This is a genomic window from Roseovarius mucosus (assembly GCF_002080415.1).
Taxonomy (GTDB): domain Bacteria; phylum Pseudomonadota; class Alphaproteobacteria; order Rhodobacterales; family Rhodobacteraceae; genus Roseovarius; species Roseovarius mucosus_A.
On record NZ_CP020474.1, the window covers coordinates 3,732,893 to 3,751,647 of the forward strand.

The 18,755-nt window shown below is 62.6% G+C and carries 16 protein-coding genes; 10 read left to right on the forward strand and 6 right to left on the reverse strand.

The features are described 5' to 3' along the window. Positions 1 to 93 precede the first annotated feature (93 nt). The 3 genes from ROSMUCSMR3_RS17855 (at position 94) to ROSMUCSMR3_RS17865 (ending at position 3,531) form a co-directional block, all read left to right on the forward strand. Positions 94 to 1,761: an NAD+ synthase gene (locus ROSMUCSMR3_RS17855; protein ID WP_008280272.1), complete on the forward strand. Its 1,668-nt coding sequence runs from the start codon at positions 94 to 96 to the stop codon at positions 1,759 to 1,761. 117 nt (positions 1,762 to 1,878) lie between these two features. Next, positions 1,879 to 2,682, forward strand: a complete 804-nt coding sequence (locus ROSMUCSMR3_RS17860; protein ID WP_081508232.1) for an alpha/beta hydrolase family esterase — start codon at positions 1,879 to 1,881, stop codon at positions 2,680 to 2,682. Positions 2,683 to 2,751: 69 nt separating this feature from the next. Continuing rightward, on the forward strand, positions 2,752 to 3,531 hold the full coding sequence (locus ROSMUCSMR3_RS17865; protein ID WP_081508233.1) for a methyltransferase domain-containing protein: 780 nt from the start codon (positions 2,752 to 2,754) through the stop codon (positions 3,529 to 3,531). A 9-nt stretch (positions 3,532 to 3,540) separates the two neighbouring features. On the opposite strand, the gene ROSMUCSMR3_RS17870 is transcribed toward ROSMUCSMR3_RS17865, so the two are convergent. Genes ROSMUCSMR3_RS17870 through ROSMUCSMR3_RS17890 form a run of 5 tightly spaced genes read right to left on the reverse strand, consistent with a single transcriptional unit; the run spans position 3,541 to position 10,090 of the window. Further along, positions 3,541 to 4,338, reverse strand: a complete 798-nt coding sequence (locus ROSMUCSMR3_RS17870; RefSeq protein ID WP_008280275.1) for a phytanoyl-CoA dioxygenase family protein — start codon at positions 4,336 to 4,338, stop codon at positions 3,541 to 3,543. Further along, a complete protein-coding gene (locus tag ROSMUCSMR3_RS17875; RefSeq protein WP_081508234.1) occupies positions 4,331 to 5,710 on the reverse strand; it encodes an aminotransferase in 1,380 nt (459 codons plus the stop codon). Before ROSMUCSMR3_RS17875 ends, ROSMUCSMR3_RS17870 begins: the two co-directional genes overlap by 8 nt. Positions 5,711 to 5,727: 17 nt before the next feature. Continuing rightward, positions 5,728 to 6,900, reverse strand: a complete 1,173-nt coding sequence (locus tag ROSMUCSMR3_RS17880; protein ID WP_081508235.1) for an aminomethyltransferase family protein — start codon at positions 6,898 to 6,900, stop codon at positions 5,728 to 5,730. Next, positions 6,897 to 8,456, reverse strand: coding sequence for a phytoene desaturase family protein (locus tag ROSMUCSMR3_RS17885; RefSeq protein WP_237183480.1), 1,560 nt, complete (start codon positions 8,454 to 8,456; stop codon positions 6,897 to 6,899). Before ROSMUCSMR3_RS17885 ends, ROSMUCSMR3_RS17880 begins: the two co-directional genes overlap by 4 nt. After that, on the reverse strand, positions 8,453 to 10,090 hold the full coding sequence (locus ROSMUCSMR3_RS17890; protein WP_081508237.1) for a phytoene desaturase family protein: 1,638 nt from the start codon (positions 10,088 to 10,090) through the stop codon (positions 8,453 to 8,455). The genes ROSMUCSMR3_RS17885 and ROSMUCSMR3_RS17890 overlap by 4 nt, the downstream gene beginning before the upstream one ends. Positions 10,091 to 10,228: 138 nt before the next feature. Here ROSMUCSMR3_RS17890 and ROSMUCSMR3_RS17895 point away from each other — a divergent pair, with 138 nt between their 5' ends. Beyond that, positions 10,229 to 10,870, forward strand: coding sequence for a TetR family transcriptional regulator C-terminal domain-containing protein (locus ROSMUCSMR3_RS17895; protein WP_081508238.1), 642 nt, complete (start codon positions 10,229 to 10,231; stop codon positions 10,868 to 10,870). A 9-nt stretch (positions 10,871 to 10,879) separates the two neighbouring features. On the opposite strand, the gene ROSMUCSMR3_RS17900 is transcribed toward ROSMUCSMR3_RS17895, so the two are convergent. Beyond that, a complete protein-coding gene (locus tag ROSMUCSMR3_RS17900; protein ID WP_081508239.1) occupies positions 10,880 to 11,638 on the reverse strand; it encodes a cupin domain-containing protein in 759 nt (252 codons plus the stop codon). Between the two features lie 262 nt (positions 11,639 to 11,900). On the opposite strand from ROSMUCSMR3_RS17900, the gene ROSMUCSMR3_RS17905 reads away from it, so the two are divergent. From ROSMUCSMR3_RS17905 to ROSMUCSMR3_RS17930, 6 genes are all read left to right on the forward strand, one after another. Then, complete coding sequence (locus tag ROSMUCSMR3_RS17905; protein ID WP_008280282.1) at positions 11,901 to 13,025, forward strand: ABC transporter substrate-binding protein; 1,125 nt, start codon at positions 11,901 to 11,903, stop codon at positions 13,023 to 13,025. Between the two features lie 71 nt (positions 13,026 to 13,096). Next, positions 13,097 to 14,032 carry an ABC transporter permease gene (locus ROSMUCSMR3_RS17910; protein WP_081508240.1) on the forward strand — a complete coding sequence of 312 codons (936 nt, stop codon included), beginning with the start codon at positions 13,097 to 13,099 and terminating at the stop codon, positions 14,030 to 14,032. Continuing rightward, positions 14,029 to 14,829: an ABC transporter permease gene (locus tag ROSMUCSMR3_RS17915; protein ID WP_008280284.1), complete on the forward strand. Its 801-nt coding sequence runs from the start codon at positions 14,029 to 14,031 to the stop codon at positions 14,827 to 14,829. Before ROSMUCSMR3_RS17910 ends, ROSMUCSMR3_RS17915 begins: the two co-directional genes overlap by 4 nt. 13 nt (positions 14,830 to 14,842) lie before the next feature. Further along, positions 14,843 to 15,946, forward strand: coding sequence for an ABC transporter ATP-binding protein (locus tag ROSMUCSMR3_RS17920; RefSeq protein ID WP_081508241.1), 1,104 nt, complete (start codon positions 14,843 to 14,845; stop codon positions 15,944 to 15,946). Positions 15,947 to 15,993: 47 nt separating this feature from the next. Then, complete coding sequence (locus tag ROSMUCSMR3_RS17925) at positions 15,994 to 16,692, forward strand: TetR family transcriptional regulator C-terminal domain-containing protein (RefSeq protein ID WP_081508242.1); 699 nt, start codon at positions 15,994 to 15,996, stop codon at positions 16,690 to 16,692. After that, a complete protein-coding gene (locus tag ROSMUCSMR3_RS17930; protein ID WP_081508243.1) occupies positions 16,689 to 18,755 on the forward strand; it encodes an FAD-dependent oxidoreductase in 2,067 nt (688 codons plus the stop codon). Before ROSMUCSMR3_RS17925 ends, ROSMUCSMR3_RS17930 begins: the two co-directional genes overlap by 4 nt.

Genomic DNA, 18,755 nt, shown 5'->3' on the forward strand with positions numbered 1-18,755 from the left:
GGGCAGGGGCTGACAACGGCTTTTGGGCAAATCGGCTTTTCCTCCGGCGGCGATCTGCTACATCGGAGGCGTGGATATGCAGAGGGCACGCGCATGGCTGACCGGTTTCGCCTGACTTTGGCGCAGTTGAACCCCACGGTGGGGGATCTGGCGGGCAATGCGCGTCTGGCGCGCGACGCATGGGACAAGGGACGCGCGGCGGGGGCCGATCTGGTGGCGCTGCCCGAGATGTTCATCACCGGCTACAACACGCAAGACCTTGTGCAAAAACCCGCCTTTCATCAGGCGGCGATTGCCGCGATCGAGGCGCTGGCGCGTGACTGCGCCGACGGGCCGGCGTTGGCGATTGGCGGCCCGGCCTTGGATGGTGTGAGCCTGCACAATGCCTATTATATCCTGCAGGGCGGGTCTGTGCGCGCCCGCGTGCTCAAGCATCATCTGCCCAATGAGACGGTCTTCGACGAGGTGCGTCTTTATGACAGCGGGCCGGTGGCGGGGCCCTATACGGTGGCAGGGGTGCGGATCGGCAGCCCGATTTGCGAAGATGCCTGGCACGAGGATGTGGCCGAGACTTTGGCCGAAACCGGCGCTGAAATCCTGCTCGTGCCGAACGGATCGCCGCATTACCGCGACAAGATGGACCTGCGCCAGAATATGATGGTGGCGCGGGTGATCGAGACTGGATTGCCGCTTATCTACCTCAACATGGTGGGCGGGCAGGACGATCAGATGTTCGATGGCGGCTCTTTCGTGCTCAATCCCGGTGGGGCGCTCGCGGTGCAATTGCCGATGTTTCAAGAGGCGGTGGCGCATGTCGATCTGGAGCGGGGGCCGGAAGGCTGGCGCGCGCTGCCGGGGGATCTGGCGCATCTGCCCGATGATATGGAACAGGACTATACCGCTATGGTGCTCAGTTTGCGCGATTACCTGCGCAAATCGGGGTTTTCCAAGGTCTTGCTGGGTCTTTCGGGCGGGGTGGATAGCGCCATTGTGGCAACCATTGCCGTTGATGCGGTGGGGGCTGAGAATGTGCGCTGCGTGATGTTGCCATCGGAATATACCTCGGCAGAATCGCTGGAGGATGCCAAGGCGGTCGCTGAAAACTTGGGGTGTCGCTATGATTTCGTGCCCATCGACGCGGGGCGCGCAGCGATCACGGCGACGCTGGCGCCGCTGTTTGACGGCAGGGCACCGGACCTGACCGAAGAGAATCTTCAGTCACGCCTGCGTGGTCTGTTGCTGATGGCGCTGTCGAACAAGTTTGGCGAGATGCTGCTGACCACCGGCAATAAATCCGAGGTGGCGGTGGGCTATGCCACGATCTATGGCGATATGGCGGGGGGCTATAACCCGATCAAGGATCTCTACAAAACGCGAGTGTTCGAGATTTGCCGCTGGCGCAACGCCCAATATCGCGGCTGGATGCTGGGGCCAAAGGGGGCGGTGATCCCCGAGCAGGTCATTTCCAAGCCCCCCAGTGCCGAATTGCGTGCCGATCAAAAGGACAGCGATTCGCTGCCGGATTACCCGGTGCTGGATGGGATTCTGGAAATCCTCGTGGATCAGGATGGCTCGATTTCGGATTGCGTTGCGGCGGGTTACGATCTGGCCGATGCCAAGCGGGTGGAACATCTGCTCTACATCAGCGAATACAAGCGGTTTCAGGCGGCCCCCGGCACGCGGCTCAGCAAGCGGGCGTTCTGGCTTGACCGGCGCTATCCGATTGTGAACCGATGGCGGGATGGATCTGCTCAGGGGTGACTCACGCAGAACAGCCGGATCACATCCGCGTTATCTGATGGGGAATGCCACGCGCGTGTGATCTCTATCTGTCAGGTTTGACGGCAGGATAGAGCATGCGGGTTCAAGGAGAGTGCGATGCGGGTTCTTGCAATTTTGTTGGCACTATCGGCACTTACGGGGACTGCTTGGGCCTGTGGGCCCGATACGGATTGTCAGTTGGGCGATCGGCATTACCGCATCGCCATGCCCGAAGGACAGATAGGCAGCCCGGTGGGGGCGGTGGTTTTTGCCCATGGCTATCGTGGTTCGGCGGCGGCGGTGATGCAGAACCAGAACCTGCGTCAGATGGTGTCTGACATGGGGCTCGCACTCATCGCGCTCAAATCCGCCGATGACGATTGGGTGATTCCCTATGCGCCGCGCCATATGGACAGCGACGGATCGGTGGAATTTCGCTATGTCGAGGCGGTGATCGAGGATGCCGCGCGCCGGTTTCCGATTGATACCAAGCGCTTGATGGCGGCAGGGTTTTCTGCGGGCGGCATGATGGTCTGGAACCTCGCCTGCACCATGCCTGAGCGTTTCGCGGGCTTTGCGGCGATTGCCGGAACCTTTTGGATGAAACCGCCCGAGACCTGCGCCACGCCTGCGGCGAGCCTTGTGCATATTCACGGCACGACTGACCCGACAGTGCCGCTGGCCGGGCGCCCCATTCTGGAAACGCGGCAGGGCGATGTGGCCGAATCGTTGGACATGTATCAGGCGCTGGGCGGGTTCACCCCGACTGGCGAGACTGAATTCGAGGATCTCGCCTGTCAGAACCGCCGCAACGCCACGGGCGATGTGCTCGATTTTTGCCTGCATCCGGGCGGTCACAGCTTTCGCAGCAGCTATTTGCGCTTTGCATGGGAAAAGTTGCAGGCGGCGGGGCAGCTCTGAGCGGGGGCTTGTCTGAGGGGCCACTTCGCGGAATACTCCATTGAACGGGTATTCAGTCGGAGGCTGCTCATGTCTGAGGATATTCTCTACGATCAGAGCCATATCGGTTTTCTCGAAGACCTTTGGGGTGAGGGGTTTCTGTCGCCCGGTGGCCAAGACGAGGTGGCGCGGGTGCTGGATGGGGTCGATCTGACAGGGGCCAAGGTGCTGGACATTGGCTGTGGGTCGGGGGCGATTGCGGTGCTCATGGTGCGCGCTTACGGCGCGGCGCATGTCACCGGCATCGACGTGGAAGACCCGGTTTGCGCCGCCGCGCGCGCCCGTGCCACAGCTGCAGGGCTGGCCGGACAGATTACTATAAACAAGGTCACGCCGGGGCCGTTTCCCTATCCAGATCAAAGCTTTGATGTGGTGTTTTCCAAGGATTCGATCATCCATATCCCCGACAAGGAGGCGTTGGCAGCCGAGGTGTTTCGCGTGCTCAAATCGGGCGGCGTCTTTGCCGCCTCGGACTGGTTGCGCGCGCATGACGGCGCGCCCTCGCCCGAGATGGCGCATTACATCGCGCTTGAGGCGCTCGATTTTGCCATGGCCTCACCGGCGCGTTACCGCGCGGCGCTGGCAGCGGCGGGGTTGGCCGATGTCGCACTGGTGGATCGCAGCCCATGGTATGCCGAGGTGGCAGCGGCCGAATTACGGGAGCTGTCAGGCCCACGCCGCGCCGAATGGGAGGCGCGGCACGGCGCGGAGTTTATCGCGCATCAGATCGAGACATGGACCGCGATGGTGCCGGTCGTGCAATCGGGCGAGCATTGCCCGCACCATATCCGGGGCCGCAAACCGGGCTGACATGGGCGCTCAGGCGTCGAACCAATAGCCATCTGGATCGCCGGGATAGACGCCAAGATTGCGGCCGTGGCCCTGATAGCCCAACAAGCGGCGCACGTCATCGGGATAGGCATCGGCCTTGGATTTCGGCACTGAGAGATACATGTTTTCCTCTTGCCGGAGCCAGCCCAGCGAATAGGTGGTGATCAGCCCTTTGCGCGGCGCAGCGGCGCGGTTGGCCCCACCTGCATGCACCGTCGCCCCAAGGTAGAACAGCACCGAGCCGCGCGGCATCACGGCTTGGGTGATCTGGTCGTCGGTGATGCTGTTGATCGGGCGCAGATCCTGCGAGCCGGGCACAACCCGCGTCGCGCCATTTTCGGCGGTGAAATCATCCAGCGCCCACATTGCGGAAATCTGGAATTCCACACCGGGAATGCGGATCGGATAGAAATCATCGTCGCGGTGCAGCACCTGCGCTTTTTCGCCCGGCAGGATTTCGATCGCGGTCGAAGACCCGATGCGATAGTTGACACAGTGACGTTTCAGCACCCGGTCAGCCACCTCCATCACCAGCGGATGCGCCAGAATATCCGCCGCCGCCTCGGAAATCTTGAGGATGCTGCCCAAACGCCGGGTCTTGTAGCCGTTGAAGTCATTGGCAAACTTGTGCCCTTGCTGATCGAACGGGCCGCGCAGATCACTGGTGACCCGGTCAAGCAAGTTTGAGCCTGCCACGTTTTCAACCACCACGCCGCCGTCTTGCAGCAGACGCTTGGCCACCGTGCCCGGATCGGTATCCGCCTTGAGGCGCGCGATCTCAACCATCGTATTCGGCGCTGAGTTGGGTCAGCCCCGCCTCCATGATATCGAACATTTCATCTATCTCCTCTGTGGTGATGATCAGCGGCGGCGAGAACACCGCCATATTGCCATAAGGCCGCAACAAAAGGCCGCGCGCCTCGCAGGCGGCATCGAGTTTGGCCCCGAATTGCAGGTGTTTGGCATAGCTTTCGTCGCTAAGGTCGGGCCGACATTCGAGACAGCCCAAAAGGCCCATGCCGCGCGCGTCGCCCACGATGTCAAACCTCTCGCCGATGGCGCGCAACCGCGCCTGAAACTGCGGGGTGATGCGGCGGACATGCGCCAGAAGATCCTCGCGCTCGATGATCTCGATATTCTTGAGGGCGGCGGCGCAGGCCACGGGGTGCCCGCAATAGGTATAGCCGTTGTAGAACACATCATCGCCCTCGACCCCGGCCAAACGCTCCATCAGCGCATCGGACAGGATGCAGGCCCCAAGCGGCACATAGCCCGAGGTAAGACCCTTGGCGCAGGTGATGATATCGGGGGTGAACCCGAACACATCCTGAGAGGCGAACCAATGGCCAAGCCTGCCAAAGCCGGTCACAACCTCGTCCGAGATATAGAGGATGTCGTGCTTGCGGCATATCTCGTGGGTGCGTTGGTGATAGCCGGGGGGCGGTACGACAACGCCACCGGAACACAGGATCGGTTCGGCGATAAAGGCGGCGATGCGCTCGGGGCCAACCTCGGCGATCATCTGCTCGAACTCGGCGATTTTGAGATCACCCCAATCCGCCACGCTCATCCCTGCGGGGCGGCGGTAGGGGTTCACATCGGGCAAGAACCGCACCAGATCATCGGCCTTGTCGAACCTTGTCTTGAAGCGTTCCTTGCCGGTCACGGTTGCCGCCAGATAGGTCGAGCCGTGATAGGCCTTTTCGCGCGAGAGCACGATTTTCTTGTCGGGCCGACCTAGCCGGTTGTTGAGAAATTGCACGACCCGGATGGCGGTATCGACAGCGGTCGAGCCGCCGGTAGTGAAATGCACGGTGTTGAGGTCGCCGGGGGTCAGCTCGGCCAGTTTGCGCGCCAGAAGGGCGGCGGGTTCGGTGGTAAAGGACCAAGGCGAAGCATAGGGCATCGCCATGGCCTGCGCCGCAATCGCCTCGGCCATCTCGGCCCGGCCATACCCGATCTGCACGCACCACATGCCCCCCGGCCCGTCGATATGGCGCTTGCCCGTACTGTCCCAGATATGGATGCCCTGCGCGGTGTTGACCCGCAAGAGATCAGATTTGCGCCAGTCGCGGATGCCGGTCCAGGGGTGCAGGTTATGCGTGCGATCCCAGAGGGTCAGATCATCGGGGGCAGGGGTGTTTGCATGTGTGTTCATGTCATCTCCGTCGGAATTCAGGTGTTGCCGGGCGGGGTGGCGCGGGCGCGGGGCGGGCGGAAGAAGGCAGATTTGACCGGCGTCAGCCGTGCCATGCGGCGATCCCATTGCCCTTCTTCCAGCGTGTAAATCTCGGCCCAGAGATTGCTCGGGTGCTGCGCCGCCATAGGCATCCGCACATGCGCAAGGGCGATATTGCGCTTGGCCGTGGGGGACCAGACACCCGAGGTGACATGCCCCACCTCGCGCCGCTTGGCGTGATAGACCAGCGCGCCCTGCGCCGGTTTGAACCCCTCGACATCGAGCCGCATCAAGAGGCTGCGGGGTTTGGCAGCCAAAAGTGCGCGGCGGCCGTTGAAATGCCCTTTGGTGAGATCGACCATCGGGCCAAGGCCCAATTCTATCGGGGTGTGCCCCCGGTGCAGACGTTCCGTGGCATGGGCGGGCTGAAAATCGACGCCCGCGACCATGAACCCCGCCTCGATCCGGGCGATATTCACCGCCTCATAGCCGATGGCGCGCAGGCCAAGGTTTTCACCCGCCTGCCACAGCCGGTCCCAGAGGGGCAGGGCATCGCCCCACGCCGTCCAAAGCTCATATCCCAAGTCGCCGGTGAACCCGGTGCGCGAGATCATCAGCCCCGGTTCCACCCCGGCCAGATCAAAGGGGCGCAGATGCCCCACATCCAGCCCGGCCGCGCGCAGCACTGCATAGGCGGTCGGCCCTTGCAGGGCCAGCCCGGCAATCTTGCGGCTTTCGTCAAGAATATCCACGTCAAAGCCCCAGGCCGCATCCAAGAGCCATGTCAGCATCGGTTCCTGACAGCAGAGCCGCCAATCCTCCGCCCCAAGGTGAAAGAGCGTGCCATCGTCGATCACCATCCCCTCTTCATCGCACCAGATCGCATAACCAACCCGGTGCAGGGGGATCTTGGTCACATCGCGGGTGACAAGGCGGTTGAGAACGCGCGCCGCATCCGGCCCGGTGATGCGGTATTTATGCAAGGGTGAGACGTCAAAGAGCGCGGCTTGGTTGCGCAGGGCGAAATATTCGAACTCCACCGTATCGAGCAGGCTTGGTGCGGCGTATCCGGCCCAGCCATACCAGCCCTGCGCCCGGTTGAGCGGCGCGAGGCGGGGATGCACCGGCCCGTCGATCAGGCCCAGCTTGGGATCGGTGGCGATGCTCATGGCGCGCCTCGTAGGGCTGCGTGCGCCGCGTTGCGCCCCGCCAGCCCCATCAGATCGCCGCCGGGATGGGCGGAGGCCCCGCAGAGAAAAAGCCCCGATGGACCCATCCCATAACGCCCGATGCCGATGGCGGGGCGCAGGGCAAGAAGCTGAACAAGGCTCATCTCTGCATGGTGCCAATGCCCGCCCGGTGCGCCGGTCTCGGCCTCGATCTGATCGGGCGGGATCACCTCTGCACCGGTCACAAGGTCGGACAGGCCGGGGGCGTAGCGGGTAAGCGTGTTGAACGTGGTCTGGAGCAAGGCATCGCGCGCGGGGTCATCCCAGCCCCCCGCCAAATCGACCGGCGCATAGTTCACAATGAGCGAGAGAGCATGGCCTTGCGCGCCCCGTTGTGCAGGGTCTGTCTGACCAGGCAACAGCGCCTCGATCACCGGATGGGGCGAGGTTTCGCGGTATTTCGACGGGTTGAACGCCTCTTCGACGTAAGATGCGGAGGGCGCAATCACGAGGCGGGCCGAGAGCAGATCATCAGGCAGGCCGGGGATGGTGGGCAGGGCGTCAAGGGTCAGGTTGATCTTGGCCACCGTGCCGCGCGCGCGGATGTGGCGCAGACGGCGCGTGGCTTCGATGTCGAAATGCGCGAGCCCGGCCATCTCTGCGGTCATGCGCGCGCCGCCGCTGCTCAGCACGCGGGTGGCATTGAGTGTCTCGCCCCGGTCGGTGATCACGCCGGTCACGTGGTCCTGATCGGTCAGGATACGCGCCACGCCGCAGCCTGTCTTGATCACCGCCCCAGCCCGCCCGGCCGCCCCGGCAAAGGCGTCGATCACTGCCGTCATGCCGCCCATGGGCAGGCTGGCACCGCCGCCATGCCCCATGCGGTAGAGCAGGCCAAAGACCGTGCCGGGCGCGCGTGGCCCCGCCGCAGCCCCGCGCACCGCATCCGCCGCCATAAGGCCCGCAAGTGGGCCGTCGGGGATGTCATCAAGGATAAGATCATAGGCATTCGACAGCAGGATTTGCAGGAACCGCCGCATCTCGGGCTTGCCCATGCGCCGCAGGCCAAGACCGACCCGGCCCAGTCGCAACACCTCTTTCAGCCGTGCCGAGGAGAGGATCGGCGCATCGCCCCCCGGCGGGGCTGCTTCGGCCAGATGTCGCAAGAGCGCGGCATAGCCGGTCAGGCGTTCGTGCAGCGCCGCAAAAGCCGCCGCATCGGGATGGGCATCGCCATCGGCAAAGCGGGCGTTTGCGCCCTGCGTGACCACATGGCGGCCATCCTCGGACAGCGCCACCGTGGGCAAGGCCACAGTTTCGAACGGCCAATCGCGGGCACCCAAGCCCAACTCGCGGCGCACCACGGGGCTAAGATTATAAAGCAGGTGCGCCATGCGCGGCGCGCCGCTGGCACCGGGGGCGGCCATGCCGCCCAGATGCGCTGCACGCTCTAGCAGGCACACAGATTGCCCCGCCCGCGCCAGCACGCCCGCGGCCACCAGACCATTCAGCCCGCCGCCGATCACGATGCTGTCAAAGGTGCGGATGGCGCTCATGCGGCATAGCCCTTGCGCGGGGCGCGGGGCCATTCGCGGCGCAGGATCGCGCGTGCGGCATTGGCCCCCGGTGCCGCCATCACCCCGCCGCCCGGATGCGCGGACGAGCCACAAAGATAAAGCCCCCCGATGGGCGAGCCATAGCCGGAATAGCCGGGCACGGGCCGGTTGAAGAAAAGCTGATCAAAGGTCAACTCACCCTGAAAGATATTGCCCTCGGTCAGCCCCACCTCGGTTTCTAATTCGAGCGGCGAGCGGATCTCCATATGCTGAATGCGGTCGCGGATATCCGGGCAGGCGATGCTGATCTGATCCAGCACCGTCTCGGCCAGCGCGTGCCGTGCGGTATCTGTCCAGTTCTGACCGCTGCGCTGGCCATCTGCCACCAGGTCATAGGGCGCGTATTGCACAAAGACCGTCATCATATGGCTGCCGGGCGGGGCCATGGTCGGGTCGATCTGGCTGGGGATCAGCATGTCGATATAGGGGCGCGCGGACCAGCGCCCGGCCTTCCAGTCATCATAGGCGCGCTCCAACTCCCAAAGGCTTTGGGACACATGCAGATCACCGCGCAGGAAGCTGGCATTTGCGTGCGCGGCGGGAAAGGCGGGCAGGCGGTCAAGCGCGATATTGAGCTTGGCAGAAGACCCCCGGATCTTGAATCGCTCTACCGCGCGGGTGAAGTCCTCGGGCAGGGCGGCGCGATCGACATGGCGCAGAAACGTGCATTTCACATCCATGTTCGACGCCACGACCGGCGCGTGAAACTCGTGCCCATCCTCCAGCGCCACGCCAGTCACGCGGCCCTCTTTGACAAGGATTTGCGCCACGCCTGCGCCAATATGAATGGTGCCGCCTGCCGCCTCAAAGGCCGCACCAAGGGCGTTGGAAATCGCCCCCATGCCGCCACGGGCAAAGCCCCAGGCCCCAATGCCACCGTCAATATCGCCCATGTAATGATGCAAGAGCACATAGGCGGTGCCCGGTGAATAGACCCCGAGCCCCGTGCCGATGATGCCCGAGCCTGCCAGATGCGCCTTGATCAGATCGCTCTCGAAATGCTCGTCCAGAAGATCGCCGATCGACATCGTCCAAAAGCGCAGGGTTTCAGCCAGTTCGCGCCGCCCCAGCCCATGCGCCCGTTTCACCATATAGGCCATCTCGCCCAGATCACGGGGATGAAGCGAGGCGGGATCAGGGGCATCGCGCAACAGGAACGGGCGGATGAACCGGCATTGCCGCATGATCATCTGTGCATAGCGCGGATAGGCATCGGCATCGCGGGGCGAATGGCGGGCCATTTCGCGCTGCAAGGCGTGGTGATCCGAGTAATAGGCGAAATAATCGCCATCTGGCGTGAAACTCGCCCCGCCCTCATAGGGGATCACCTGAAGGCCGTATTTCGGCAGGTCGAGATCGCGCACAATCTCGCGCCGCAAGAGCGAGCAGACATACGAGCAGTTGGAATAGGTCCATCCGTCGTGCAGCGACCGGCTGACCGCTGCGCCGCCGATCCAGTCGTTCTTTTCCACCACCAGCACCTGACGCCCGGCGCGCGCGAGATAAGCGGCAGCGGTCAGGCCATTATGGCCCGCGCCGATGATGATGGCATCAAATGAGGATTGGGGTCGCATGGCATTGCTCCTGTGATCATCCTAGCCAAAGCGGATTTTCTCGTAAAGTTTTTTTGAGCGCTCAAATAAATAAATTTGGGCTGACGTGCCGCGCGGCCTGTGGCATGGATGGAAAAACCACCGCACAAAGGGGCAAATGTGACCGACGCGACGCCCAGAAAACCGCGAAAAGAGCGCAAGGAGAATGCCGAACGCCGCCGCAGGCAGCTTCTGGATGCGGCGCGGCGGTCAATCCTGACGCATGGTCTGGCCAAGACCACGCTGGCGACGGTGGCGGATGAGGCGGGGTTATCGCAGGGCGTGGCGGTGTTCTATTTCACTTCCAAAAGCGGGCTGCTCACGGAAACCCTGCGCGATCTCTATGAAGGCTATGAAAACCTCTGGATGCGCGCCTTGGAGCAGACCGGCGATGCCCCGCTCGACCGATTGATGGCGCTGCTGGATGCGGATTTCAGCGCCGAGGCCTGTGGCCCCGATGTGCTGCCGCTGTGGTTCGCCTTTTGGGGCGAATTGCGTTTCACCGGGCACTATGCCGAGGTTGCGGCAGAGTTCGATGCACGGCGGCATAGGGCGCTCTCGGGCATCTGGGCCGCGCTCTTGCCCGAAAGCTGTCGCAGCGATGCGGATCAAATGGCCGAATGGATGGAATCGCTGACCGATGGCTATTGGCAGCGCCTGCATCTGGCGCCCGAGAGCCATGATCGCATGCACGCCTTGGCGGCGAGCAAGCTCTGTCTGTCGCGGCTGGTGCCGGAGCTGCTGCCTGCGCCGCTTGCGTAACGGATCGTGTCAGCCGTCGGGGCGGTTCTCGGGATCAAGGGCTGCGTAGAATTTGCGCAGGTAGCTGGGCACATGCCAGATGCAGGGCGTGCCTGCAGGGATAAAGAACACATCACCGGCGGTGAAATGATGCCGTGTGCCATCCGCCTCGGTCAGATATACCTCGCCCTCCAGAACCTGCGCCATTTCGTGATAGGGGAACGGCTCTAATTCAGTGTTCAGCACCTGCGTATCCCAAAGGCCGACATCGAAATTGCCAAGGTCATTGCTAAAGAGGATGCGGTCGCGCTGGGGCGTGCTGGTGTCTTCCATCAATTCGGCATCGGTCAGCGTCATTTCGGGCGAGAGCGTGGTCAAGCCGCCCTCTGCCGTCAGGTCCTGCGGCGCTGCGGCGCGAGGATCGTTGTAGGTCATGAAGAATTTTCTGACAGACCCGTCTTGGTGCCAACTGACCGGGATGCCGTTGCGAATTGCCGCGCATTGCCCCGCTTTGGCCCCAGCGCCCACGCCCGTGCCAGCGCCATCGCGCAGGCCAAACGCGCCCTCGAGCATGACGATGAACTCATCCCCGGGGAAGGGACCGAACGCCTCTTGCATCGGGGCCGATTGCCAGACGCCCACGTTAAGACCAAGTGCCGGATCGGCAAAATAGATATGCAGGTTCTGCGCCTCTGGCGGGGTGTCAAACTCTGCCGGATCAACGGCGACGGGCGTCAACCCGTCTAGTCCATTGGCATGCAGGCGGATGATTCCGGTGTTGTCGCGCATTCCTTGTCTCCCTCGAAATAGGCGGCCGCGCCGCTTGATCCTTGATCACTCCGGGTCTGCCCGACACTCCCGGTCGGGGCAGGTCGAGCAAAACGCTTGACTCGATTCCCCAATGGCTGAAATGATTGAATGACCATTCAATGACATGCCCGAGCGACGGAAAATGTCAACAGTCCTGAGCTATGGCGCATGAACCATAACGATTGTGTGACGGGACCCATCCCATAGGTCGGTCCGCGCCAACAGGGGAGACTGGGACCACATGGATATTCTGGACCAATTGGGTGCTGTGCGCGAAGGCAAGTTAAGTCGGCGGAAATTCACCAAGGGCCTTTTGGCGGCAGGGGTGGCGATGACAACGGTGCCGTTGCCCGCACGCCGGGCCATGGCCTCTGAGGGTGAGCAGGCCACCTATTTCACATGGGGGGGCTATGACATCCCCGAACTGTTTGGCCCCTATCAGGAGCAAAACGGCACCCTGCCGAATTTCGCCATTTTCGGCGGCTCGGAAGAGGCGCTGACCAAGATGCGGGGCGGGTTCGTGGTGGATGTATCGCACCCTTGCAACCAGTCGATGCCGCGCTGGGTGCAGACGGGGCTATTCCAGCCGATTGACACCGCGCGTGTCGCCAATTGGGGCGATGTGATCCCTGAATTGGTCGATCTGCCCGGCAATGGTGCCGAGGCGGGCAAGGTCTGGATGGCGCCCTTTGATTGGGGTCAGACCTCGATCACCTATCGCACCGATCTGGTGGAGTTGGAGGGCGAGGAAAGCTGGGATATCCTGTGGGACCCACGCTATGCCGGGCGGTTGGGGTCGCTGGCCTCGGGCGGGGATGCGTGGTGGTGCGGGGCGATCAAGGCCGGCATTGATTTCGCCAATATCGACACACCCGAAGCCTTTGACAAAATCGCCGCCGTGATGCGCGAACAGCGCCCGCTGATGCGCCTTTATACCGATGATACGACCACGCTCGAACAGGCGCTTTCCGCTGGCGAGATGGTGGCCTCGATGACGTGGAACAGTTCGGCGGTGCTGCTGCAAGCCGAGGGCATCCCTGTCAAATTCGCGCGGCCCAAAGAGGGCGCGCTCACATGGGTCTGCGGCGTGATGATCCACAAGGACGCGCCCAATCTTGACCGCGCCTATGACGTGATCGATTCCCTGCTCAGCGTCGAAACCGGCCATTTCATGATCAACGACTGGGGGTACGGCCATTCCAACAGCAAGGCGTTCGACCAGTTCGAGGAAGAGACGCTGGCCGGGCTGGGCCTGAGCAAAAACCCGGTCGAAATCCTGAATGCGGGGCATTTCCAGCAGCCGCAGACGCAGGAATGGGAAACCCAGATGAACGAGCTCTTCGAGCAGATCAAGGCCGGGTTCTGACCCTGCCCGCACCGCCCGTCCGCCCCGGCGGGCGGGCTTTTTGATCCAGCCCCTGAGGAGTGCGCGCAGGAATGGCCGAAACCTCTTTGCCCAAAAGCCGGACAGCGGACAGGCCTCCTCGTGCCTCTGGGTCGCGCATTCTGCGCCTGTTCCAACGCAGCGAAAGCGCGCGTGGCTATCTGATGATGGGCCCCACGCTCGCGATCATGACCTTTGGTATCGTGGTGCCTTTTGTCATTCTGTTGGTGATCAGCCTCTGGACGCGGCAAGGCTTTGGCTTTGACACCACGCTCACGCTCAACAACTATATCCGAAGCTGGAATGAGCCGATTTACGGCTCGTTGATGTTACGGTCGTTCTGGATGTCGGGCGTGGCCACCGTGGCTACGGTGCTGCTTTGCTATCCCATGGCCTATTTCGTGGCCTTTCATGTCCACAGAAATAAGATGCTGTGGATCATCCTGATGACCCTGCCATTCTGGACAAGCTATCTGCTGCGGGTTTTCGCGTGGAAGGTGATCCTTGGCTACGAAGGTGTCATAAACTCGGGGCTGATGTCGGTGGGGCTCATTGAGGCACCGCTCAGTTTCCTGCTTTATAGCCCCACGGCGGTCATCATCACGCTGGCCCATGCCTGGGCGGCCTTTGCGATTCTGCCGCTCTATGTGTCGCTGGAAAAGATCGACCGCTCTCTTTTGGAAGCCGCGACTGATCTGGGCGACGGGCCGATGGCGCGATTTTTCCGCGTGACGCTGCCTTTGTCGATGCCGGGGGTGATCGCGGCCTCGTTCCTGATCTTTATCCCGACCACTGGCGATTACATCACGCCCGCGCTTCTGGGTGGGCCGGATGGGGCGATGATCGGCAATCTTATCCAGTTGCAATTCGGCGCGGTCAACAACTGGCCGATGGGGGCTACCCTGTCGATTGTCCTGATGTTCTGGATTGCGGCGCTGGCGCTGGTGTTTCTGCTTGTCACACGCAAAGTGCAGGGGCGCATCACATGAGCAGCTATATCAAGCGCCCGAACCGCGCGCTGCAACTCTACGCGGTGCTGTTTTTGATCGTGCTCTATGTGCCGGTGCTGTTCATCCCGCTCTTCAGTTTTAACGACTCGATCTATGTCCGCTTCCCGCTTCAGGGCTTTACCCTGCAATGGTACGGCGAGCTTTGGACGCGCGAGCCGGTGTGGAATGCGCTTTGGAACAGCGTCAAAGTGGGGCTGGTGGTTTCGGTCATCTCGACCGTGCTGGGGGTGATGGCGGCCCGCGCGATCACCCGCACGCGGATGCGGGGCAAGGGCGCGCTTGTGACCTTCATCATGATGCCGCTGGTCATTCCGGGGATCATTTTCGGCGTGGCGCTTCTGGTGCTGCTCAGCCGGATGGGCGTGCCGCTCTCGCTGTATACGGTGGGTCTGGGGCATCTCATTATCTGCCTGCCCTTTGCCGTGGCCACGCTCTTGCCGCGCTTCGAGGGCTTTGATCCGTCGATGGAAGAGGCCTCGGCTGATCTGGGGGAAAACGGCTGGTGGACCTTTTGGCGCGTGACCTTCCCGATGGTCCTGCCGGGTATCGTGGCAAGCCTGCTGCTCACCTTCACGATCTCGTTTGACGAATTCATCATGGCGTTTTTTCTGACCGGCACCGATCCGACGTTGCCGATGTATATCTGGGGGCAACTGCGCTTTCCCAAGGAATTTCCCTCGGTGCTGGCAATGGCCGCGCTGATCCTGTTCGTGTCTTTTGCCCTTGTCTTTGTCGCCCAATGGATCGGGCGCAAGGGGCTGGAGGATCAAGAGTGAAGGCCGCCCAACGATGACCCCCTCGGACCGTTTCATTTCTATCCGCAATGTCAGCAAGCGCTTTGGGGCCTTTACCGCCATCGAAGAGGTGTCGATGGACATCGCGCAGGGCGAGTTCTTTTCCCTGCTTGGGGCCTCGGGCTGTGGCAAGACCACGCTTTTGCGGATGCTGGCGGGGTTCGAATCCACCTCGAATGGCGAGATTTTCATTGACGATCAGCCGATGTCTGACGTGCCGCCGCATCATCGCCCGGTCAATATGGTGTTTCAGAGCTATGCGATTTTCCCGCATCTCAACGTGCGTGACAATATCGCTTACGGCCTGCGCAAACAAAAGCTGACCGCTGCCCGCCGCGCTGAAATGGTCGAGGAAATGCTCGATCTGATCAAGCTGCCGGGCTACGGCAGCCGCAAGGCCAATGAGTTGTCGGGCGGTCAGCGCCAACGCATCGCATTGGCGCGCGCCTTGATCCTGCGACCCAAGGTGCTGTTACTCGACGAACCTTTGGGGGCGCTCGACAAACAATTGCGCGAGCAGATGCAGCTTGAGTTGCGCGCGCTGCAACGACAGGTCGGCATCACCTTTGTGTTTGTCACCCATGATCAGGAAGAGGCGCTGACCCTGTCGGATCGGATCGCGGTCATGTCCGGGGGCAAGGTGTTGCAGGTCGACACGCCTGCGGGCCTCTACGAGGCACCAAGAACGCGCGCCGTCGCAAGTTTTATCGGCAATATGAATTTCTTTCACGGCACGGTGCGGCGCAATGGCTCTGCCATGGCCGCGATCGAGGCCGAGGGGCTGGGCACCATCCCCATGGCCACGGCGCAGCTTACCAAACCTGACGGCGCGCCTGTGCATATCGGCCTCAGGCCCGAGAAATTCAGCCTCTCGCCAACGCGGCCCGAGGCGGGGCTGGCGGTTGAGGGGCGCTTGCGCACGGCGGCCTATATGGGAGAGCGCAGCCAGTATTACCTGAGCATTCCCGGCAAGGCAGAGCCGGTCGCGGTCTCTGCTCCGAACACCGATCGACGGATGGGGGCCGATGATCTGCCCGAGGGTCAGGCGCTCTGGCTCTCGTGGTCACCAGAGGCCATTGTCATTCTCGATACCGACTAATCAAAGGAGAGGGGCGCGCCACGCCACGGCGGCGACCCGGAAACAGAATGCAGCAGATCGCACCACCCCCAACCCGCGACACCGGCAAGCCCCGCCGCACCGAGCCCAAGCAGGTCCGGCGCAGGCAATTGATCGAGGCCACTATAGATTCCATCGCCCAATACGGCATCGCGGGCACCACCATGTCCACGGTCACGGAAATTGCCGGGCTGTCGCTCGGACTCGCCAACTTTCATTTCCAGAGCAAGCAGAACCTGCTGGAAGAAACCCTTAAGTTTCTGGCGCGCGAACACCATGACCATTGGCGTCGTGCCTATGGCGATGCGGGGCTGAGCGCGCGCGACAAACTGATGGCGATTGTCGACTCGCATTTCGATCCAAAGATTTGCACGCAAAGAAAGCTGGCGGTCTGGTATGCCTATTTTGGCGAAGGGGGGCGGCGTACGGTCTATCGCGCGCTGGTGGATGCCCTTGATAACGAACGCTTTGACCTGTCGAAACGCCTCTGCCGCGATATCGCGCGCGAGGGCGGGTATTCCGGCCCGTCAGCCAATACCATCGCGCACACGCTGGAGGGGCTCTACGATGGGCTCTGGCTCAATATCCTCATGTATCCCGACACTTTTGATCGCGATGCGGCCCGCGCCAAGGTGCAGGCCTATCTCGCCATGGCCTTTCCCCGGCATTTCGACATGCCGCAGGATGAGACCGCCGATCAATCAACCAGAACAGAGCGTTGCGAATGAGCCGGGACCCAAGCCATGACATCCTGTTCGAGCCGGTGCGCATTGGTCCTGTGACAGCCCCCAACCGATTCTATCAGGTGCCGCATTGCACCGGCATGGGCTGGATGCGCCCGCGCACGCTTGCGGCCATGCGGGGCGTCAAGGCCGAGGGCGGCTGGGGCGTGGTCTGCACCGAGTATAACTCCATTCACCCCACATCGGATGACCTGCCGCATCCGTCTGCCTCGCTCTGGGACATGAGCGATGTGCGCGCCCATACCCTGATGACCGAGGCGGTGCATGCCCATGGATCGCTGGCCGGGGCAGAGCTTTGGTATGGCGGGGCGCGCACGCCCAACATGATGACGCGGTTGCCGCCGATGGATCTGGGGTCGGTGCCCAATCTTGCGGGACACCCCTATCAGACCCGCGCCATGGACAAATCCGATATCCGGCAGTTTCGCCACTGGCATAAACGCGCCGCGCTGCGCGCCCGCGATGCTGGGTTTGACATCGTCTATGTCTATGCCACGCATGGCTATCTGATCTCAAACTTCCTCAACCCGCGCATCAACACGCGGGGCGATGAATATGGCGGCAGCCTTGAAAACCGGGTGCGTCTGGTGCGCGAGTTGATCGCGGACACCAAAGATGCGGTTGGCGACCGCTGTGCCGTTGCGGTGCGGTTCTCGGCGGATGAAGAGGGGGGCAGCGACGGGCATCCGGTCTGGGGCGAGCGGCGCGACATGTTCGCGATGCTGGCCGAATTACCTGATCTCTGGGATATCAACATCGCGGATTATTCGCTGGAAATGGGCGTCTCGCGCTTCGTCAAGGAGGGCGCGCTGGAACCCTATATGACATGGGTGAAATCGGTCACGACCAAGCCCGTCGTGACCGTGGGCCGCTTCACCTCGCCCGATACGATGGCGGCCCAGGTCAGGCGCGGCATCGTGGATTTCATCGGCGCGGCCCGCCCGTCGATTGCCGATCCCTTTTTGCCGCGCAAGATCGAGGAGGGGCGGTTGTCGGCGATCCGCGAATGTATCGGTTGCAATATCTGCTATTCCGGCGACAGTCTGGGCGTGCCCATCCGCTGCACGCAAAACCCGACCATGGGCGAGGAATGGCGGCGCGGCTGGCATCCTGAACGTATCGCGCCGCAGGGCAGTGCCGCCCATGTGCTGATCGTCGGCGCCGGACCAGCGGGGCTTGAGGCGGCGCGCGCCTTGGGCGCACGTGGCTATCGCGTAACATTGGCCGAGGCCACGCGTGATCTGGGCGGGCGCGTTCTGCGAGAGGCTGGCTTGCCGGGGCTGCGTGAATATATCCGCGTGCGCGACTACCGCGAGCAAGCCTTGCGCGACATGCCCAATGTCGAGATTTTCCGCGAAAGCCGCCTGACGGCGCAGGATGTGCTGGATGTGGGCGCGGATCACGTGGCCATCGCCACCGGCGCGCAGTGGCGCAAGGATGTGTTCGACGGCGAGGTCTTTCAGTCCGTGGCCGAAGGCGCGGCAGACGCGCATATCCTGACCCCCGATGATATCATGGCGGGCCGACTGCCGGATGGGCCGACCGTGGTCTATGATGGCGACGGCTATTACATGGGGGGTGTTCTGGCCGAGCGTCTGCGTATGGCGGGGCTTGAGGTGACACTTGCCACGCCCGATGACAGCCTGTCGCGCTGGGCAGGCAATACCGCAGAACGCTGGCGGGTGCGCCGCCATTTGCAGGGCCTTGGCGTCAGGTTTGAACCGGCGCGCGAGATTGCGGGGTTTGACGGGCGTGCGGTGGTTTTGCCCTGCGCCTATGGCGGGGCGGAGTTGACCGTTGCCGCCTCTCATCTCGTGATGGTCAGCGCGCGGCGACCCGAGGATGGGCTGTATCACGACCTATGTGCCATGGCCGGTCCGCTGCCCTTTACCCTTACACGCATCGGCGATTGCGAGGCGCCGGCGATTATCGCGGCGGCGGTCCATGCCGGGCATCGCTACGCACAGGAACTGGACGCGCCGGTCGATCCCGACCTGCCGCTAAAACACGACCGAATCGACGTGGGCGCGCCCGGTGGGGCCGCCTAG